The 19708-nt window shown below is 60.8% G+C and carries 17 protein-coding genes; 7 read left to right on the top strand and 10 right to left on the bottom strand.

Annotated elements, in window-relative coordinates; translation table 11 throughout:
- Positions 1 to 262: 262 nt before the first annotated feature.
- On the top strand, positions 263 to 772 hold the full coding sequence (locus tag HX866_RS02670; RefSeq protein ID WP_177092850.1) for a hypothetical protein: 510 nt from the start codon (positions 263 to 265) through the stop codon (positions 770 to 772).
- 345 nt (positions 773 to 1117) lie between these two features.
- Here the strand turns inward: HX866_RS02670 and HX866_RS02665 are convergent, their stop codons facing one another.
- A complete protein-coding gene (locus HX866_RS02665) occupies positions 1118 to 1750 on the bottom strand; it encodes a TetR family transcriptional regulator (RefSeq protein WP_177137918.1) in 633 nt (210 codons plus the stop codon).
- A 254-nt stretch (positions 1751 to 2004) separates the two neighbouring features.
- Here HX866_RS02665 and HX866_RS02660 point away from each other — a divergent pair, with 254 nt between their 5' ends.
- From HX866_RS02660 to HX866_RS02645, 4 genes are all read left to right on the top strand, one after another.
- Positions 2005 to 3165, top strand: a complete 1161-nt coding sequence (locus HX866_RS02660) for an efflux RND transporter periplasmic adaptor subunit (RefSeq protein WP_177092852.1) — start codon at positions 2005 to 2007, stop codon at positions 3163 to 3165.
- A 3-nt stretch (positions 3166 to 3168) separates the two neighbouring features.
- Positions 3169 to 6321, top strand: a complete 3153-nt coding sequence (locus HX866_RS02655; RefSeq protein WP_177124055.1) for an efflux RND transporter permease subunit — start codon at positions 3169 to 3171, stop codon at positions 6319 to 6321.
- Positions 6318 to 7769, top strand: a complete 1452-nt coding sequence (locus tag HX866_RS02650) for an AdeC/AdeK/OprM family multidrug efflux complex outer membrane factor (RefSeq protein ID WP_177099714.1) — start codon at positions 6318 to 6320, stop codon at positions 7767 to 7769. The genes HX866_RS02655 and HX866_RS02650 overlap by 4 nt, the downstream gene beginning before the upstream one ends.
- Positions 7770 to 8070: 301 nt before the next feature.
- Complete coding sequence (locus tag HX866_RS02645; protein WP_177092855.1) at positions 8071 to 9333, top strand: OprD family porin; 1263 nt, start codon at positions 8071 to 8073, stop codon at positions 9331 to 9333.
- Positions 9334 to 9345: 12 nt separating this feature from the next.
- On the opposite strand, the gene HX866_RS02640 is transcribed toward HX866_RS02645, so the two are convergent.
- From HX866_RS02640 to pcaR, 7 genes are all read right to left on the bottom strand, one after another.
- Positions 9346 to 10245, bottom strand: coding sequence for a polysaccharide deacetylase family protein (locus tag HX866_RS02640; protein ID WP_177137916.1), 900 nt, complete (start codon positions 10243 to 10245; stop codon positions 9346 to 9348).
- 129 nt (positions 10246 to 10374) lie between these two features.
- Positions 10375 to 11169, bottom strand: a complete 795-nt coding sequence (gene pcaD, locus HX866_RS02635) for a 3-oxoadipate enol-lactonase (protein ID WP_177092857.1) — start codon at positions 11167 to 11169, stop codon at positions 10375 to 10377.
- Between the two features lie 83 nt (positions 11170 to 11252).
- The gene (locus tag HX866_RS02630; protein WP_177124056.1) at positions 11253 to 12548 is read right to left on the bottom strand and encodes an MFS family transporter; all 1296 of its coding nucleotides are present in this window, start codon (positions 12546 to 12548) and stop codon (positions 11253 to 11255) included.
- Positions 12549 to 12676: 128 nt separating this feature from the next.
- Entirely contained in the window at positions 12677 to 13882 is a 1206-nt protein-coding gene (pcaF, locus tag HX866_RS02625) for a 3-oxoadipyl-CoA thiolase (RefSeq protein WP_177138071.1), read from the bottom strand.
- Positions 13879 to 14661: a CoA-transferase subunit beta gene (locus HX866_RS02620; RefSeq protein ID WP_177092859.1), complete on the bottom strand. Its 783-nt coding sequence runs from the start codon at positions 14659 to 14661 to the stop codon at positions 13879 to 13881. Before HX866_RS02620 ends, pcaF begins: the two co-directional genes overlap by 4 nt.
- On the bottom strand, positions 14658 to 15515 hold the full coding sequence (locus tag HX866_RS02615; RefSeq protein WP_177092860.1) for a CoA transferase subunit A: 858 nt from the start codon (positions 15513 to 15515) through the stop codon (positions 14658 to 14660). Before HX866_RS02615 ends, HX866_RS02620 begins: the two co-directional genes overlap by 4 nt.
- 195 nt (positions 15516 to 15710) lie before the next feature.
- Positions 15711 to 16553 (bottom strand): pca regulon transcriptional regulator PcaR, encoded by an 843-nt coding sequence (gene pcaR / locus HX866_RS02610; RefSeq protein ID WP_177092861.1) that lies wholly within the window; start codon positions 16551 to 16553, stop codon positions 15711 to 15713.
- A gap of 618 nt (positions 16554 to 17171) precedes the next feature.
- Here pcaR and HX866_RS02605 point away from each other — a divergent pair.
- Positions 17172 to 17372 (top strand): hypothetical protein, encoded by a 201-nt coding sequence (locus HX866_RS02605; RefSeq protein ID WP_177092862.1) that lies wholly within the window; start codon positions 17172 to 17174, stop codon positions 17370 to 17372.
- A gap of 216 nt (positions 17373 to 17588) precedes the next feature.
- Positions 17589 to 19064 (top strand): inorganic phosphate transporter, encoded by a 1476-nt coding sequence (locus HX866_RS02600; protein WP_177092863.1) that lies wholly within the window; start codon positions 17589 to 17591, stop codon positions 19062 to 19064.
- 164 nt (positions 19065 to 19228) lie between these two features.
- On the opposite strand, the gene ccoM is transcribed toward HX866_RS02600, so the two are convergent.
- A complete protein-coding gene (gene ccoM / locus HX866_RS34580; RefSeq protein ID WP_305729465.1) occupies positions 19229 to 19345 on the bottom strand; it encodes a cytochrome c oxidase subunit CcoM in 117 nt (38 codons plus the stop codon).
- A gap of 144 nt (positions 19346 to 19489) precedes the next feature.
- Positions 19490 to 19651, bottom strand: a complete 162-nt coding sequence (locus tag HX866_RS02595; RefSeq protein ID WP_177092864.1) for a hypothetical protein — start codon at positions 19649 to 19651, stop codon at positions 19490 to 19492.
- Between the last annotated feature and the right edge of the window lie 57 nt (positions 19652 to 19708).

Raw genomic sequence — 19708 nt, 5'->3', positions numbered from 1 at the left:
AAAGACCGTAAACAGAAAGCCCCGGCTCGCAAGAGCCGGGGCTTTTTCATGGGTGCGAGTAAGACAGCCTTCGGCAAATAAGCAACCTCATTAAAGACGCTCACCTCAATATCGGAATAAGCCTACATGCCGCGCAGCCCTTTACTCCGGGTGTTTTCGGCGACAAACCCCATACTTACCCAACGCTTCGCCGGAATCGGCCAGGCGTGCAGTGTCATGGGATGACGCTGCCTCAAAGACCTCATTAAAAGGAATTAATAAGATGACGCCCCTCCTGCAGTCCATCAGCCTCGCGCTGTTCTGTGCCGTGCTCTCGGGCCTGATTTCATTGGCCGCCTTCGCTTCCGGCGTTGGCACGCCCGAATCCGTGGCCACAGAACCCGATCCGTCAAACGCCAGACGGTCCAAAATAGTCACGTCCATCGAGATCAGCAACGACACCCAGGGTCCTCTCGAACTCCTGGGAACCGGCCTCGACCTGGCTGGCGCTGCGCCGTCAAGCTTCAACATCGCCAGCGGCGAGCGCCGCGAACTGGTACTGGACAGTCCAAGGGCCTGGTTCATCTATGGCGCCGGGCCGCGCAAATGCCGATTCGTCGCCCAACACACCCTGCAAGAACGTTTCGCCCAAACCCAGCAGCCCAACTACCTGCCCATCTGGATCAGGAAAGCCGAGTCCATCGGTGAGCGCCAGGCGTCCTGCAAGGCACGACTGAGCAAAACCCTCAAGGCACCGCCCTACAGCTACAACGTCAAATTCAGCATGAGTTGAGTCATAGCCGTCACTGAACAATGGCGATGGTCAACACCGGGTCACGGCAGCGCCTGCGAGGAAAAACACCGAGCGTTGCCGCTGTCTGACACCCTCCCCCAGGCCACCGCCAGCCCGTCGAGGAAAACCATCGCAATGCCCTTGGGCGCCAGCTCAATACCTTGTGCAAAAAATCGGCACATTCATTCACAGACTCGAAACACTTTCACTACAAAATACGTAGCTGACTAACTACCAAGATAGAGCGGTCGGGTAGATAATGACCTGCTGATGCCCGTCGATACGACGCGCCAACTTCGCTCACGTCCAGCTTGGATACAACTAGAATCAAATACGCATTTTGACTTAATTGCGCAGATTGGGGCTCAGGCGCAGCATGTCCAACCCGGTATCAACCAGACGCTCCGCTTCCGTCTGCAGTTCAAAGCTGTCGGAGACCAACAGCCATTGAGCAATAATCCCATGGATGTAGGCGTGTATGGCAACGGCAGCACGGACCGGGTCGAGCTGTTCCGGCAATTGTCCGCGGGCAACGGCGTTGCGCAGGGTCAAGCCGATCTTCAGATTGCAGTCCACACTGGCGGCCTGGCGCTGACGGCGCAGGTCACACATTTCATCGGTGAACTCGCACTTATGAAACAGAATTTCGTTGATTCGCCGGGTCTGGGGGTCCAGCGCAACCTGACGAAGCACCTGAATCAGCAACGTGCGCATACAGCCCAGCGGATCGAGCTCCTCTTCGCTCTCGCTCGCCCGGGCCAACGCATCCAGCGGTTCCTGGAGGCTGTCGAGCATCGCCTGGACCAACTCGGCCTTGTTGCTGAAATGCCAATAGATGGCACCCCGGGTCACGCCCGCCAGGCTCGCGATATCGGCCAGGGTCGTGCGCGCCACACCACGCTCATAGAAGGCCTTTTCGGCAGCTTCGAGTATCTGTCTCCGGGTCTCCTGAGCTTCCTCTTTGGTGCGACGGACCATGGCAGTAAAACCTCAATCAGGGTGGCGCGAACAAACGCCGGGCGTAATCGGAACTTAATGGCGGGAGGCGATTCTTGTGCCTTTTCCCGGGCTAAATTACATGCTTTGTAACTATTTCTGCGCAAAGCGCAAGTATTTACAAACAACCATGAATGTAAGTATATTCATTAGCAACCTATTTATCCACCCGGATCACCTTTCTGACCCTTCCACTTCTCTTGTGCGCATCGTGCGCGCCTGACCCGAGGATCTTCATGCAACTCAAGCCAGCTGTTACCGCTCTGGTCACCGCCGTCGCCCTGGCATCGCTGCTCAGCGGATGTAAAGAGGAAAAGGCTGCCCCGCCACCGCCTCCCGCGCCTCAGGTCGGTGTCGTTACCCTGCAAACCCAGGCCTTTACCCTGACCTCCGAGCTGCCCGGTCGAACCACGGCGTACCGCATCGCGGAAGTCCGTCCCCAGGTCAATGGCATCATTCTCAAGCGTCTGTTCAAGGAAGGCGGCGATGTCAAAGCCGGCCAGCAGCTGTATCAGATCGACTCGTCGGTCTATGACGCGACCTTGAAAAGCGCCGAGGCGAACCTGCAATCGACCAAATCGATTGCCGATCGCTACAAGCAATTGGTGAATGAGCAAGCCGTCAGCCGCCAGGACTACGACACCGCCGTCGCCAACCGTCTGCAATCGGAAGCCGCCCTGCAAAGCGCCCAGATCAACGTGCGCTACACCAAGGTCTACGCACCGTTGTCCGGCCGTATCGGTCGTTCCTCGGTCACCGAAGGCGCACTGGTCAGCAGCGGCCAGACCGATGCCATGGCAACGATCTCGCAACTCGACCCGATCTATGTCGACGTGACGCAGTCCACCGCCGAGCTGCTGCAACTGCGCAGCGAGCTGGAAAGCGGTCGACTGCAGAAAGCCGGTGACAATGCCGCCTCGGTCAAGCTGACCCTGGAAGACGGCAGCCAGTACAAGCAGGACGGCAAGCTGGAGTTCTCGGAAGTCACTGTGGACGAAACCACCGGCTCCGTGACCCTGCGCGCGGTGTTCCCGAACCCGGATCACACCTTGCTGCCCGGCATGTTCGTGCATGCACAGTTGCAGGCCGGTGTGAACAGCGCCGCAATTCTTGCCCCGCAGCAAGGTGTGACCCGCGATCTGAAAGGCACCCCGACCGCGCTGGTCGTCGGCCCGGACAACAAGGTCGAACTGCGTCAGCTCAAGGCCAGCCGTACCGTCGGCAGCCAATGGCTGATCGAAGACGGCCTGAAAGCCGGCGATCGCGTGATCACCGAAGGTCTCCAGTTCGTGCGTCCTGGCGTTGAAGTCAAGGCCACCGAAGCCACTAACGTGAAGGCAGCCAACCCGGCCCCTGCCCCGGCAACAGTTAAAGCCGCAGGCAGCAAAGGGGAGTAAACCATGTCGAAATTTTTTATCGACCGTCCCATCTTCGCCTGGGTTATCGCCCTGGTGATCATGTTGGTCGGGGCTCTATCGATCCTCAAGTTGCCGATCAACCAGTACCCGGCCATTGCACCGCCGGCCATCGCGATTGCCGTGACCTACCCGGGCGCTTCGGCGCAGACCGTGCAGGACACCGTGGTCCAGGTGATCGAGCAGCAGCTCAACGGTATCGACAACCTGCGTTATATCGAGTCGTCGAGTAACTCCGACGGCAGCATGACCATTACCGCCACCTTCAATCAGGGCACCAGCCCCGATACCGCTCAGGTCCAGGTACAGAACAAACTGAACCTGGCGACCCCGCTGCTGCCGCAAGAAGTGCAGCAACAGGGTATTCGCGTGACCAAGTCGGTGAAGAACTTCCTGATGGTCATTGGTGTCGTCTCCACAGACGGCAGCATGAACCGCGACGACCTGGCGAACTACATCGTTTCCAACATGCAGGACCCGATTTCGCGGACCGCCGGTGTCGGTGACTTCCAGGTCTTCGGTGCCCAGTATGCGATGCGTATCTGGCTCGACCCGGCCAAGCTGAACAACTTCAAGCTGACCCCGGTGGACGTGAAAGACGCCATCACCGCGCAGAACGTCCAGGTCGCCTCCGGGCAATTGGGTGGTTTGCCGGCCATGCCGGGTCAACAGCTGAACGCCACCATCATCGGCAAGACCCGCCTGCAAACCGCCGAACAGTTCAAGGCGATCCTGCTCAAGGTCAACCAGGACGGCTCGCAAGTACGTCTGGGAGATGTCGCCGACGTCGCCCTTGGCGGTGAAAACTACAGCGTCAACGCCCAGTACAACGGTAAGCCGGCGTCCGGCCTGGCAGTGAAACTCGCTGCCGGCGCCAACGCCCTGGACACGGCCAAGGCCTTGCGCGAGACCATCGCCAGGCTGGAGCCGTTCTTCCCGGCCGGCATGCAGGTGGTTTACCCGTACGACACCACCCCGGTGGTGAGCGCATCGATCAAGGGCGTGGTTGAAACCCTGGTCGAGGCGATCGTGCTGGTGTTCCTGGTGATGTTCCTGTTCCTGCAGAACTTCCGCGCCACCATCATCACCACCATGACTGTACCGGTGGTATTGCTGGGGACCTTCGGGATCCTCGCGGCCGCCGGTTTCAGCATCAACACCCTGACCATGTTCGGTATGGTACTGGCCATCGGCTTGCTGGTGGACGATGCCATCGTCGTGGTGGAAAACGTCGAACGGGTGATGAGCGAGGAAGGTTTGTCGCCCAAGGAAGCCACCAAGAAATCCATGGGGCAGATCCAGGGCGCACTGGTGGGTATCGCCCTCGTGCTCTCGGCGGTATTGCTACCGATGGCGTTCTTCGCCGGCTCCACCGGGGTGATCTACAAACAGTTCTCGATCACCATCGTGTCGGCCATGGCCCTCTCGGTAATGGTCGCCCTGATCTTTACCCCGGCCCTGTGCGCCACCATGCTCAAGCCGATTGCCAAGGGCGACCACGGCGAGAACAAGCGCGGCTTCTTTGGCTGGTTCAACCGCAACTTCGACCGCAGCGTGCGCGGCTATGAACGCACCGTCGGCAGCATCCTGCGCCACAAGGCGCCGTACCTGCTGGTCTACGTGATCATCTTTGCCGGCATGATCTGGTTGTTCATGCGCATTCCAACCTCGTTCCTGCCGGAAGAAGACCAGGGCGTATTGTTCGCCCAGGTGCAGACGCCCTCCGGCTCCAGCGCCGAGCGGACACAGGTGGTCCTCGATGAGATGCGTGAGTATCTGTTGACCAAGGAAAGCGACACCGTGTCTTCGGTGTTTACCGTCAGCGGCTTCAACTTCGCCGGTAACGGTCAGAGCTCGGGCCTGGGCTTTATCATGCTCAAGCCGTGGGACCAGCGCACCAGCCAGAACAGCGTGTTCGGCCTCGCCGCCCGCGCACAACAGCACTTCTTCTCCTTCCGCGACGCGATGGTGTTTGCCTTCGCCCCACCGGCCGTACTGGAGTTGGGTAACGCCATCGGTTTCGACGTCTATCTGCAAGACCAGGCCGGTATCGGCCACGAGAAGCTGATGGCCGCGCGCAACCAGTTCCTTGGCATGGCAGCACAAAGCAAGGTGCTAGCCCAGGTGCGTCCAAACGGCCTGAACGATGAACCGCAGTACCAGTTGAGCATCGATGACGAACGTGCCAGCGCGTTGGGCCTGTCCATCGCGGACATCAACAACAGTTTGTCGATTGCGCTGGGTGCCAGTTATGTCAACGACTTCATCGACCGTGGTCGGGTGAAGAAGGTGTTTGTGCAGGGCAAGCCGAGTTCACGGATGAGCCCTGAAGACCTGCAGAAATGGTACGTGCGCAACAGCACCGGGGTGATGGTGCCGTTCTCCGCGTTCGCCAAGGGCGAGTGGGTCTACGGTTCGCCGAAACTGTCGCGTTTCAACGGCGTTTCCGCCGTGGAAGTGCTCGGTGCTCCGGCGCCTGGCTACAGTACCGGTCAAGCCTTGGCCGAAGTCGAAGCCCTTGCCAAGAAACTGCCGGCGGGTGTCGGGATTTCCTGGGTCGGCCTGTCGTACGAGGAGAAACAGTCCGGCTCCCAGGCGCCGGCGCTGTTCGCCCTGTCGCTGCTGATGGTCTTCCTCTGTCTGGCGGCGCTGTATGAAAGCTGGTCGATTCCAATCGCCGTGGTCCTGGTAGTACCGCTGGGTATTATCGGTGCGCTGCTGGCGACGACCTTCCGCGGACTGTCCAACGACGTGTACTTCCAGGTGGGCCTGTTGACGACCATCGGCCTGGCGGCGAAAAACGCCATCCTGATCGTCGAGTTCGCCAAGGAGCTGCATGAGCAGGGCCGCACTCTGGCCGATGCCGCCATCGAGGCTTGCCGCATGCGTCTGCGCCCGATCATCATGACGTCCCTGGCGTTCATCCTCGGCGTGGTGCCGCTGGCGATTTCCACCGGTGCCGGTTCAGGTAGCCAGCACGCCATCGGTACCGGCGTGATTGGCGGTATGATCACCGCGACGATTCTGGCGATCTTCTGGGTTCCGTTGTTCTTCGTGTCGGTGTCGTCCATCGGCGGCGAGAAAAAGCACAAGAAGTCAGACACTACTGAAACTCCAAGCAACGAGGCTGGCCAATGAGCAAGTCCCTTCTCAGTGTAGCGGTCGCGGCCTTCGTGCTCAGCGGTTGCTCGTTGATCCCCGACTACCAGCGCCCCGAAGCGCCGGTAGCGGCGCAATACCCGCAAGGACCGGCCTACTCGCCGGCCCAGGCGGCGAATGTCGCCGCCGCCGAACAAGGCTGGCGCCAGTTCTTCAGCGACCCGGCGCTGCAACAGCTGATCCAGGTCGCCCTGGAAAACAACCGCGACCTGCGGGTCGCGGCGCTGAACATCGACGCCTACCGCGCCCAGTACCAGATCCAGCGCGCGGACCTGTTCCCGGCGGTCACGGCCAATGGCAGTGGCAGTCGGCAACGCGTTCCAGCCAATGTCTCCAGCACCGGCCGGGAAACAATCAACAGCCAGTACTCGGCGACCCTCGGGGTCAGCTCCTACGAGCTGGACCTGTTCGGCCGTGTCCGTAGCTTGAGCGAGCAGGCGCTGCAGACCTACTTCGCCAGCGAAGAAGCCCGCCGTACCACCCAGATCAGCCTGGTGGCCAGCGTGGCCAACGCCTACCTGACCTGGCAGGCCGACAAGGAACTGCTCAAGCTGACCCAGGACACCCTGGCGGCCTACGAGGAAAGCTACAAGCTGACCTCGCGTAGCAACGAAGTCGGTGTGGCTTCCGCCCTGGATGTGAGCCAGTCGCGGACCTCGGTTGAAGGTGCCCGCAGCAGCCTGGCGCAATTCACCCGCCAGGTTGCCCAGGACCAGAACAGCCTGACCCTGTTGCTCGGTAGCGGTATACCGGCCAACCTGCCGGCAGCCCAGCCGCTGTCGGCCAAGCTGCTCAGCGACATGCCGGCCGGCCTGCCATCCGACCTGCTGCAACGGCGTCCGGACATTCTCGGCGCCGAGCACCAGTTGCTGGCGGCCAACGCCAATATCGGCGCCGCCCGTGCGGCGTTCTTCCCGAGCATCAGCCTGACCGCCAATGCCGGGACCCTGAGCCCGGACATGGGCGGTCTGTTCAAGGGCGGTTCGGGGACCTGGTCGTTCGCACCGAGCATCAACATTCCGATCTTCAACTCCGGTAGCCTGAAAGCCAGCCTGGATTACTCGAAAATCCAGAAAGACATCAGCGTCGCCAACTACGAGAAAGCCATTCAGACTGGCTTCCAGGAAGTCTCCGATGGCCTGGCCGCACGCCAGACCTTCAACCAGCAATTGCAGGCCCAGCGTGATCTGGTCGCCGCCAACCAGGATTACTACCGCCTGGCCGAGCGTCGCTACCGCATTGGTGTCGACAGCAACCTGACCTTCCTCGATGCCCAGCGCTCGTTGTTCAGCGCCCAACAAGCGCTGATCAGTGATCGCCTGTCGCAGCTCACCAGCGAGGTCAACCTGTACAAGGCCCTCGGCGGTGGCTGGTATGAGAAGACCGGTCAGGCCAACCCGATCGACGAGACACCACCGAAGGGCTGAAGCCTTTCACGCGACACAAAAACCCGCCATTGGCGGGTTTTTTTATGCCTGAACTGTTCCGTTCGATAATCGCCCAGAACCGCCAAGCCTCAATTGAACTACCTGGTTAATCCAAAGCACCATTCCTGCACTGACCCATAGCCATAACAATAACCATAACAACAAGGTTAACCCGCCATGTCTCGATACCTCGCCCTCACCGGCTGACCACACTCGCCCTCTCCCCGTTCGAACGTCCTGTCTGCAACCACCGGTTGCGGCTGCGTCCTGCCTCATCCCTAACAATTAGAGAAACCGATCCATGAAGCCACTGAACACGAGCAACCTGTCCACCCACGCCCTGCTGGCCATCGCCATGACCGGCGCGACCCTGCCGGCCATGGCCGAAGATCATGGTTTTGTGGAGGACGCCCAGGCCAACCTGAACCTGCGCAACTTCTACATCGGCCGCAACTTCACCAGCCCGGCCTACCCTCAGGGAAAGGCCGAGGAATGGACCCAGAGCTTTATCCTCGATGCCCGCTCCGGCTTCACCCAGGGCACCGTGGGATTCGGTGTCGATGTACTCGGAACCTTCTCGCAAAAGCTCGACGGCGGCAAAGGCACTGGCGGTACACAGTTGCTGCCGCTGGACGGCAACGGACGCCCGGCCAGCAACTTCGGGCGCCTGGACGTGGCCTTCAAGGCGAAGATTTCCAGGACGCAATTGAAAGTCGGCGAGTGGATGCCGATCCTGCCGATCCTGCGCTCGGACGATGGTCGTTCGCTGCCGCAAACCTTCCGCGGCGGTCAGATCACCTCGAAGGAAATCGATGGCCTGACCCTTTACGGCGGCCAGTTCCAGGACAACAGCCCACGTAACGACTCAAGCATGACCGCCATGTCCATGAACGGTAAGCCGGGCATCACCTCCGAGCGCTTCAACTTCCAGGGCGGCGAATACACTTTCAACGACCAGCGCACCCTGATCGGGGTGTGGAATGCCCAGCTCAAGGACATCTACAGCCAGCAGTACCTCAATCTGCAGCACAGCCAAGCGCTGGGTGACTGGACCCTGGGCGCCAACCTCGGTTTCTTCTATGGCAAGGACGATGGCAGCGCCCGGGCCGGCGAACTGCAGAACAAGACCTGGTCCGGGATGTTCTCGGCGCGATACGGCGGCAACACCTTCTATCTCGGGTTGCAGAAACTCACCGGCGACAGCGCCTGGATGCGCGTCAACGGCACCAGCGGCGGCACCCTGGCCAACGACAGCTACAACAACAGTTACGACAATGCCCGGGAGAAGTCCTGGCAGTTACGCCATGACTACAACTTCGCCGCGCTCGGCATACCGGGGCTGACCTTGATGAACCGCTATATCAGCGGGGACAACGTGCACACCGCGACCCTCAGCAACGGCAAGGAATGGGGACGGGAGTCCGAACTGGGCTACACCATCCAGAGCGGAACTTTGCGCGACCTCAGCCTGCGCTGGCGCAACTCCAGCCTGCGCAAGAACTTCAACAGCAACGAATTCGACGAAAACCGCTTGATCATCAGCTATCCGATTTCGTTGCTGTAGGTCGCCATCGGTCTAGTGCGAATCGCTGTCCCACCACCAGTTCCACAACCCGGGCAGGTGCACGGGCACGGAGCTGTCATGCACCGTGCGCGCCATGATGGCCCGCAATAACGCCGAGCGATCCGTATAGAAGGGTTGCTCGGCGGTCCGCACCCCGGTGTCCCGTGCACAGTCCATCAGGATCTGCAGGTATTCCTGCATATGCCGGGCGGTGTAGCGATTGAGGTCGTGGAAGGTCACCACCACCGGAATCACCCCATCGACCACCGGCATTTCACCCTGGGCGATCTGCTCGCGGACTTCGGCCAGGTGCTTGAGCAGATTGGCCCGCCGTTGTGGGCTGGCGGTGATCCCCCAGACCTTGCCGTCATTGGCGCTCAAGTCCGTCAACAACACGTGCAGGCCATGCCTCTGGTAGGCGGCGAAGGTGCGCTTGTCATAGTTCCAGAAGGGCGGGCGCAGGATCGTCGGCGGCGCGCCGGTGACTGCCGCAATGTCCGCACTGCCATCGTTGAGCGACTGCTCGAGTTCCTCTGGGTTCAGGGAGCGGTGATTGGTGTGCCAAGGGGTCGCGGTATGAAAACCGAGGATATGGCCTTCGGCGTGCTCGCGGCGCATCAGCGCACGGCCGATGTCGCTGTTGCCGGCCCTGGGCGCACGGGTCTGGACGAAAAATATCGCCTTGATTCCCGGTTGAATGGGGTTGTGGGCCAGGTCATCGAGCACCGATGCCGTCGGGTTCCAGAAACTCGAGGCGCTGGGACCGTCATCGAAGGTCAGCAAAAAGCGAATCGGCGGCTGCGAGCCCAGGGCTTGCTCGGTTTGCGGGGTCAGGGGCATCGGCGGACCGATGCAAGCGGCCAGGCTCGTGGCGATCACGAGCGCTGACAGCAGTGCAACAAACGACTTCATGGGATTGGGCAGGTCCGGATCAAGGCCATGGCAGAAGGGCCATGGCGATCATCAGAGCACAACACCGGGGGTGTGTTCAGGCTATCGCGAAAGTTTCATCTAAAAGAGATGGGTTTCACTCGCAATGTTTCACACCCTGGCAGACAGAAAGTCCAGCACCCGCTGGCTGAACCCATCGCCGGCCTGCACGTTGGACAAGTGCGCGGCATGGAACTCGGCGTATTCGGCGCCCTCGACGTGCTGCTGGATAAAGATCCCACCTGAGGGCGGCGTCACCCCGTCCTCGGTACCGGAAATCACCAGCAACGGCCGCTGGATCTGCGCCAGTTGATCGCGAAAATCCGCATCGCGCACTGCGCAGCAGTTGGCCGCATAGCCCTCGGGCGAGGTGGCGGCGAGCATCTCGGTGATCGGCTTGACCCGATCCCCATGCGCCTCGGCGAATTCAGGGGTGAACCAGCGTGAAACCGCCCCATCGCGCAGGGCCAGCATCGCCGCCTGGCCACCCGTCGATACGGCTTCGATCCGTGGATTCCAGCCGGCCGCATCGCCGATCTTCGCCGCGGTGTTGCAGACAACCAGCCGATGCAGGCGATGGCCGGCGTTGATCCCCAGCCACTGGCCGATCAGACCGCCCATGGACAGGCCGCAGAAATGCGCCCGCTCGATATGCAATGCATCGAGCAATGCCAAGACATCCTGCCCCAGTTGCTCGATGCTGTAAGGCCCCGGCGTTACCAGCGAACGGCCATGGCCACGGGTGTCGTAACGCAATACCCGAAAGTGCTCGGTAAACGCTGGCATCTGGGTGTCCCACATGCCCAGATCAGTCCCCAGCGAGTTGGACAGCACCAGCACCGGCGCATCGGCTGGCCCCTCCAGTTGGTAATGCAGTTCACCTTCGGCAAGTCGTACGAAACCCACGTTCATCCCCTTCAAGTAAAAACCCAATGTATGGCCTGCTGGTTACCCAGCTCATGCGCGCCCATCAAGGGCGCGCGAACCGATCAGTGATCGTGGTGCAGGTACGCCGCTTCTTTCGGCAGGCGCAGGCTGAACAGGAAGGCCACCGCCATCATCACCGTCACATACCAGTAGAAGGCGTTTTCCATCCCCACCGACTTCAGGTTCAGGGCCACGTATTCCGCCGAGCCGCCGAAGATCGCATTCGCCACCGCGTAGGCCAGGCCCACGCCCAGTGCACGCACCTGGACCGGGAACATCTCGGCTTTGACCAGGCCGCTGATGGAGGTATAGAAACTGACGATCGCCAGCGCCAGGGTGATCAGCACGAAGGCCAGGAACGGGCTGGTCACGGTCTTCAGGGTCAGCAGGATCGGCACGGTGCACAGAGTGCCCAGGGCGCCAAACCAGAGCATGCTGCTACGCCGGCCGATACGGTCCGAGAGCAGGCCGAACAACGGTTGCATGCACATATAGAGGAACAACACGCCGGTCATGATGAAACTGGCGGTCTTGGCGGTCATGCCGGCGGTGTTCACCAGGTACTTCTGCATGTACGTGGTGAAGGTGTAGAAAATCAGCGAGCCGCCGGCGGTATAGCCGAGTACGGTGATAAAGGCCGCCTTGTGGTCGCGGAACAACGCCCGCATGCTGCCGGCGTCCTTGTCCTGGCGGGTTTCCTTGCTGGTGGTTTCCTTCAGGGAGCGACGCAGCAACAGCGAGATCAATGCCGCGATGGCGCCGATCACGAACGGGATCCGCCAGCCCCAGGCCTTGAGCTCAGGCTCGGAGAGGAACTGCTGCAGGATCACCAGCACCAGCACCGCCAGCAATTGCCCGCCGATCAGGGTCACGTACTGGAACGAGGCGAAAAAGCCGCGTTGGCCGCGCAGGGCCACCTCACTCATGTAGGTCGCGGTGGTGCCGTATTCCCCGCCCACCGACAGGCCCTGGAACAGGCGCGCGACCAGTAGCAGAAACGGCGCCCAGGCACCGATGCTCGCGTAGGTCGGCAGGAAGGCGATCACCAGGGAGCCGGCGCACATCATCAGCACCGAGATCATCATCGAGTTCTTGCGACCGTGCTTGTCAGCCACGCGCCCGAACAACCAGCCACCGATGGGCCGCATCAGGAAACCGGCGGCAAACACGCCGGCGGTGTTGAGCAACTGCGCCGTGGGATCGCCGGATGGAAAAAACGCCGGGGCAAAGTAGATGGCGCAGAAGGCATAGACGTAGAAGTCGAACCACTCGACCAGATTGCCGGAAGAGGCACCGACAATGGCAAAAATTCTTTTGTTACGTTCTTCGGGGGTGTACGGCATCGTTGTTGTTGTCATGTGTCATCACTCGAAGGAGGTAAGTTGCAGTTTAGACATACTTCGCAACAGACCTGTTTTACAAGAACAATCGCCCGAATGACAGTCCGTGGCCATCATCCGGGCGCCTGTTTTATTGCCCGCGACTCTCAGACCCGTTCAATCGCCAGCGCCATCCCCTGCCCGACGCCGACACACAGGGTCGCCAGGCCCTTGCTGCCACCGATCCGTTCCAGCTGGTGCAGTGCGGTCAGCACCAGGCGTGCGCCGCTCATGCCCAGCGGATGGCCGAGGGCGATGGCGCCACCGTTCGGATTGACCTGCGCGGCATCGTCAGCGAGACCCAGCTCACGCAGCACCGCCAGGCCCTGGCTGGCGAACGCTTCGTTCAGTTCGATGACGTCGAAGTCGCTGACGGCCAGCCCCAGCCGCTCGGTCAATTTGCGCACCGCCGGTACCGGACCGATCCCCATGACCCGGGGTGCGACACCCGCACTGGCCATGCCGAGTACCCGGGCACGGGCCGTCAGGCCATGTTTCTTCACCGCCGCGGCAGACGCCAGGATCAGTGCGGCGGCCCCATCGTTGACACCGGACGCATTGCCGGCGGTAACGGTCTTGTCCGGACCGTTGACCGGCTTGAGTCGGGTCAGGGCTTCCAGCGTCGTATCGGCCCGTGGATGCTCATCGTGCTCGACCACGGTTTCGCCTTTTTTGTGGGCGATACGCACCGCTACGATTTCCTCGCTGAAGAAACCCGAGGCCTGGGCGAGCGCCGCACGTTCCTGGCTGCGCAGGGCAAAGGCGTCCTGATCGGCGCGCGACACCTGGTAATCGTCCGCCACGTTGTCGGCGGTCTGCGGCATCGCATCAACACCGTACTGGGCCTTCATCAGCGGGTTGATGAAACGCCAGCCAATGGTGGTGTCTTCCAGTTTCATATTGCGCGAGAACGCCGCGTCAGCCTTGCCCATCACGAAAGGAGCACGGGACATGGATTCCACACCACCGGCAATCGCCAGTTCCATCTCGCCGCTGGCAATGGCGCGGAACGCGGTACCAATGGCATCCAGGCCCGAGGCGCAGAGGCGATTGAGGGTCACACCGGGCACCGTCTCCGGCAACCCCGCCAGCAACAGCGCCATGCGGGCGACGTTGCGGTTGTCTTCGCCGGACTGGTTGGCGCAGCCGAGAAATACCTCATCGACCTCGTTCCAGTTCACCGACGGGTTACGTTCCATCAGCGCCTTGATCGGGATCGCCGCCAGGTCATCGGCGCGGACACCGGCCAGGCCGCCACCGAAACGACCGATGGGGGTGCGAATGGCATCACAGATAAAGACGTCGCGCATCAGGCTTCTCCTGGGGTCTGGCCATGGGCCGCGGCAGTGCGGACCTCAAGGTCACGCAAAGCGTTCAGCTCGGTCTCGCTGGGCACGTCGCTGACCGCGACCTGATCGGCAAAGCGCACGGCCCAGCCGGTGGCGGCGATCACTTGCTCGCGGGTCACCCCCGGGTGCAACGCGGTGACCACGAACTCGTGGCTGGGGGCTTGCGGCTCCATGATGCACAGGTCGGTGATGATGCCCACCGGACCGGCACCCGGCAGGCCCAGGCGTTTGCGCGAGTCGCCGCCTTCGCCATGACCGACCGAGGTGATGAAGTCCAGCTTGTCGACAAAGGAGCGCGCCGACTGCTTGAGGATGATCAGGACGCTTTTCGCCGAGCCGGCGATTTCCGGCGCGCCACCGGCACCGGGCAGGCGGACCTTGGGCGAGAAATAGTCACCGACCACAGTGGTGTTGATATTGCCGAAACGGTCGACCTGGGCCGCGCCGAGAAAGCCGACATCGATGCGCCCACCTTGCAGCCAGTAACGGAAGATCTCACCGGTCGGCACCACGGTGTCGGCGGTTTCCGCCAGCTCGCCGTCACCGATGGACAGTGGCAATACACTGGGCTTGGCGCCAATCGGACCCGACTCGTAGATCAGCACCACGTCCGGCGAAGAGGTCAGGCGCGCCAGGTTGGCGGCCTTGGACGGCAGGCCGATGCCGACGAAGCAGACCGAACCGTTCTTCAGTCGACGGGCCGCGGCCACCGTCATCATTTCATTGGTGGTGTAGGTCATCACTTAACCTCCGAAGCGTGGGCCAGTTTGCGCTGGAACTCGGCAAAGTCCGCAGTGCCATGGATGTACTCGTCGATCCAGGCGGTAAAGGTGGCGCGGTCGCGGGCAATCGGGTCCCAAGCCTGGTAGAAACGGTTGTCGCGCTCGGTATACCCATGGGCGTAGGACGGGTGCGCGCCACCTGGCACATGACAGACCGCGCTCAGGGCCCAGGTCGGCAAGACGCAGGCGTTCATCGGCGCCTGCAAGTCGTCGACGATCTCCTCGACCGTTACGATGCAGCGTTTGGCCGCCAGGGCCGCTTCCTTCTGCACACCAAGAATGCCCCAGAGCAGCACGTTGCCCTTGCGGTCGGCCTTCTGCGCATGGATCACGGTGACGTCCGGGCGTACCGAGGGGACGGCGGCCAACACTTCACCGGTGAACGGGCAGGTAACCGTCTTGATCAGCGGATTGACCTTCGGCAGGTCGGAACCGGCGTAGGCCCGCAATACCGCGAACGGCAAGCCGGAAGCGCCGGCCACATAGGCGTTGGCCAGGTCGGCATGGCTGTGCTCTTCGATTTCCAGCGGGTGTGGCCAGTGTTTCTCGACGGCATCGCGCAGGCGGTGCAGCGAGCCCACGCCCGGATTGCCGCCCCAGGAGAAGATCAGCTTGCGGGCGCAACCGGCGCCGATGAGCTGGTCATAGACCAGGTCGGGGGTCATACGCACCAGCGTCAGGTCTTTCTTGCCCTGACGAATGATTTCATGACCCGCCGCCGTCGGAATCAGATGAGTGAAGCCTTCGAGCGCGACGGTATCGCCGTCGTTGACGAACTGCTTCACCGCTTCATGCAGCGAAAGGATTTCAGCCATGGGTGCAGACTCCCGGTTTAAACCAGCCTGAGGGCGGCGCGCGGTTCAGCGCCGTGATGAGATCAGGGTAAGCCGGGGGTCGACGGCCAAACAATCCGATAATCGATTAACCGTTCGATAATCGAACAACTTGTTTGCAAGCTACCGGTTTACCTTTCGAGCCATTCGCCCGGGAAAGCGTAGCCGGTGTGGGGCTCAGGAAAACAACTGGGCACTCAGCTCACGGCTGGCCTTGAGCATGCTCGGCAGCACCCGCTGCTCCAGCTCGCTGCAACTGACACGCCCGGCATGGGTACTGACATTCAGCGCCGCCAGCACTTGCCCGGAAGCGTCGTAGACCGGCACGGCAATCGAACGCAAACCTTGTTCGAGTTCCTGATCGACAATGCACCAACCCTGCTGGCGCACCTGTTGCAGGCATTCGAGCAAGGCATCGCGAGTGTGCAGGGTCCGGCTGGTCTTGGCGTGCAAATCGGCGTGGTCGAGGTACTCGTGCAACGAAGCGTCGTCCAGGGCCGCCAGCAGGATTCGGCCCATGGACGTGCAATAGGCCGGCAAGCGCCCGCCCACCGAGAGATCGACCGAGATCAGCCGCTGGGTGGTGGCGGAACGGGCGATATAGAGGATGTCGTCACCCTCCAGGGTCGCCATGTTGCAGGCTTCGTGCAGTTGATCGCTCATACGGTCGAGGTAGGGTTGCGCCGATACCGCCAGGGGCGTGGACGACAGGTAGGCGTGCCCCAGGGTCAGCACCTTGGGCAACAGCGAATAGGTCCGTCCGTCGGTAGTGGCATAGCCGAGCTTGATCAAGGTATGCAGGCAACGGCGCACGGCCGCCCGTGGAATTTCCGTGCGGTGGCTGATCTGCGCAATGGTCAGGTGCCGCTTGCGCTCCTGGAACGCCTGCACCACCGCCAGGCCACGGGCCAGCGAGGTCATGAAGTCGGGGTCGCCGGTCAGCGCCTGGATACGCTTGGCCGGCGAGGCGACGATGGGCGGCGCCACGGAGGCGAAGGCATCACGCAGTTGATCGTTCATTGCAAATTCCTTGTCTGCCGTGGAGACCCATTACAGGCCTGGCCCCGGCGGATAGGCAAGCCAGGAACCTTCAACTTTGTGCGATTATCGAACCAATGACCGATAATCGCAATTGACCCTGATCGCCGCAGCTTATACCTTAAACGCGCCGCTACGGATTTCCCGGGATACTGGTCAGGTACCCACCGGGGGATCCGTCGGTCCGGCCTCACCCACGAAGTGAGGCCGTTTTTTTCCCCTTCGCGATCGTGCACACGCCGTCTATTTCAGAAGTTGAACAGTGGTTTTTCAACAGACCCGGGATTGTACTTCCAAGTATCGGGCTTATTGCACTGCAACTTGAATTGATAATTGTCGTCAAAAAACAGGCAGCGGTTACCTCGCCCTCAAGTTACAGTTAAAACATCCTACATCACAAAAGTCACCGACAAAGTTGACGAACTCCCTTATCTTCGCGATAGTGTCAGTCAAACCGACCGCTATAATACCCTGTGCGACCTCAAGGCCGTCTGGCCCGACAGGGGTTCGACTGTCAGCGTTCAAGCTCGACATTGAACGTCTCGCCGGGGCGGTTGTGTTTAATGGAACACAATCATTCAACTCAAATTAGGTAGTACTGTGACGAAAGACGAACTGCGCGCGGAACTTGAGCGCCAGGAACAACGTTACAAGGATGTTTACGGCGGGGCTGTCACCACCTACGCCGCGCAACCCGAACCGGAACGCAAACCCTGGCGCAAACGAGCCAGTCTTCTGGATCAGGCGTTTACCCAGGAACTGCAAAAAATGGAAAAGGAACTCAAGGCCGAAGAGCCTTAGGCTTAATCGGTATTGAACCTTGCCGAGCCCTGCCCGTCGCCGCCTGGTCTTTCCTACCCGGACAATACCTGGCCCGCTGGACGCCAAGACTTACGCCATCCGCGTGTCAATCGTCGGCCTTGACCACCCGCTCAGGTCAAATGGTGTCAGGCAGGCCCTCAGCTGAAAGTTTTCTGGCATAATCGCGCCCCCTTATGACCGGGTCAGAAAACCTTCATGATCGATTTATTCAGCGGACTGGATGCCTGGGTGCTTGTGAGCCTGGTGCTCGCCCTGGCCTTTGTCCTCAGCTTCGAGTTCATCAACGGCTTTCATGACACCGCTAACGCGGTAGCCACTGTTATCTACACCAAAGCCATGCCGCCCCACCTGGCGGTGTTCTTTTCCGGTGTGTTCAACTTCCTCGGCGTGCTGCTGGGCGGCGTCGGCGTGGCCTATGCAATCGTCCACCTGTTGCCGGTCGAGCTGCTGATCAACGTCAACACCGGACATGGCCTGGCCATGGTGTTTTCCCTGCTCGCCGCGGCCATCGCCTGGAACCTGGGCACCTGGTACTTCGGTATCCCGGCCTCCAGCTCCCACACCCTGATCGGTTCGATCCTCGGTGTCGGCCTGGCCAATGCCCTGCTCAACGGTATTCCGGTGAGCGAAGGGGTGAACTGGCAGAAGGCCGTGGATATCGGTGCCTCGCTGGTTTTCTCGCCGATTGCCGGTTTGCTGTTGGCGGGCCTGATACTGGTCGGCCTGAAATGGTGGCGCCCGCAGTCCAAGATGCACAAGACCCCGGAACAACGGCGCAAGCTCGACGACAAGAAGCACCCGCCGTTCTGGAACCGCATGGTGCTGGTGATCTCCGCCATGGCCGTGAGTTTCGTGCACGGCTCCAACGATGGCCAGAAAGGCATCGGCCTGATCATGCTGGTGCTGATCGGTATCGTCCCGGCGCAATTCGTGCTCGACCTGAGTACCACCACTTATCAGATCGAACGCACCCGCGATGCAACCCTGCACCTGAGTCAGTTCTATCAGCGTAACAACGCCACCCTGAGCGACTTCCTCGCCCTGGGCAAGAATGTAGCGGACGATATGCCGGGCAAGTTCCGTTGCAACCCGCAACGGACCGAAGCGAACATCAACGCCCTGATGAGCAACCTCACGGGTGTGACCGACTACCATTCGCTGTCGCCGGACAAGCGCATCGAAGTGCGTCGCGACCTGCTTTGCCTGGATGACACCGCCAAGCAAGTCGGCAAGTTGCCAGGCCTGGATTCCCGTGAAAAGGCCGACCTGGAGAAACTGCGCAAGGACCTGACCGCCACCACCGAATACGCACCGTTCTGGGTAATCATGGCCGTCGCCCTGGCCCTGGGCCTGGGCACCATGATCGGCTGGAAACGTGTAGTCCTGACCATCGGCGAGAAGATCGGCAAGCAGGGCATGACCTATGCCCAGGGCATGTCGGCGCAAATCACCACCGCCGGCCTGATCGCCCTGGCGAATATCGTCGCCCTGCCCGTCTCGACCACCCACGTACTGTCGTCGGGTGTGGCTGGGACCATGATTGCCAGCAAGAGCGGCCTGCAAGGCAGCACCATCAAGACCATCCTGCTGGCGTGGCTGTTGACCCTGCCAATGACCATCGGCTTGTCCGCCGGCCTGTTCTGGCTGTCGACGATAGTGCTCGGCAGCTGATCTCGAGCGGTTAACGAAAAAAGGTGCGCTCCTGTCGGGACCGCACCTTTTTTATTTCCCGTGATTGAGTGGGAACGCCAATACCTGTTGCGCCTGGAAAAAAACCAAAAAAAAGGGCGACCGAAGTCGCCCAAAATGCCTTGCGTGCTCGTTCCCTGGAAGCTCTACGGTTTCTTCCGTTTCTGTGAGTCTTTCCAGATAAAAATTCCAAAACCGGCGAAGAACATCACCATGAGTCCGACTGTCAGCACTCCGGCGATCACCACGTTATCGAAGAACATGACTGGCCTCCTGCACTTGCCCTGTTGCGATGGAGCTAAGTTAGCCCAGCAGGCACAGTGAGAAATTGACCAGGGTCAATGCCGCCCGAGGCTGGGCGCGGGAGAAAGGAAATAACTGACCCATATCAAGAATCAGCGGGGCTATCAGCGCTTTTTCGGTTTGTTCTTCGGTTTTTTCTTGCCCTTGCCCAATGGCATGGCCTGTTCAAACGCCTGGCGAACTTCATTCAAGCGCTTTTCATTGAGATCATGGACACGTTTGGCCCGTTCGGTATTAAGGTCGATCAACTTGTCGTCTGGGTTCATGGTCAGGTTACATCGCTATCCGTCGAGTTCCATCGAAGGGCCACTATGGGCCGCCTT

The organism is Pseudomonas gingeri (assembly GCF_013386165.1).
GTDB lineage: Bacteria > Pseudomonadota > Gammaproteobacteria > Pseudomonadales > Pseudomonadaceae > Aquipseudomonas > Aquipseudomonas gingeri_C.
The sequence above is the reverse complement of the archived record's forward strand: the minus strand, read 5'-3'. Positions and strand labels throughout refer to the sequence as shown.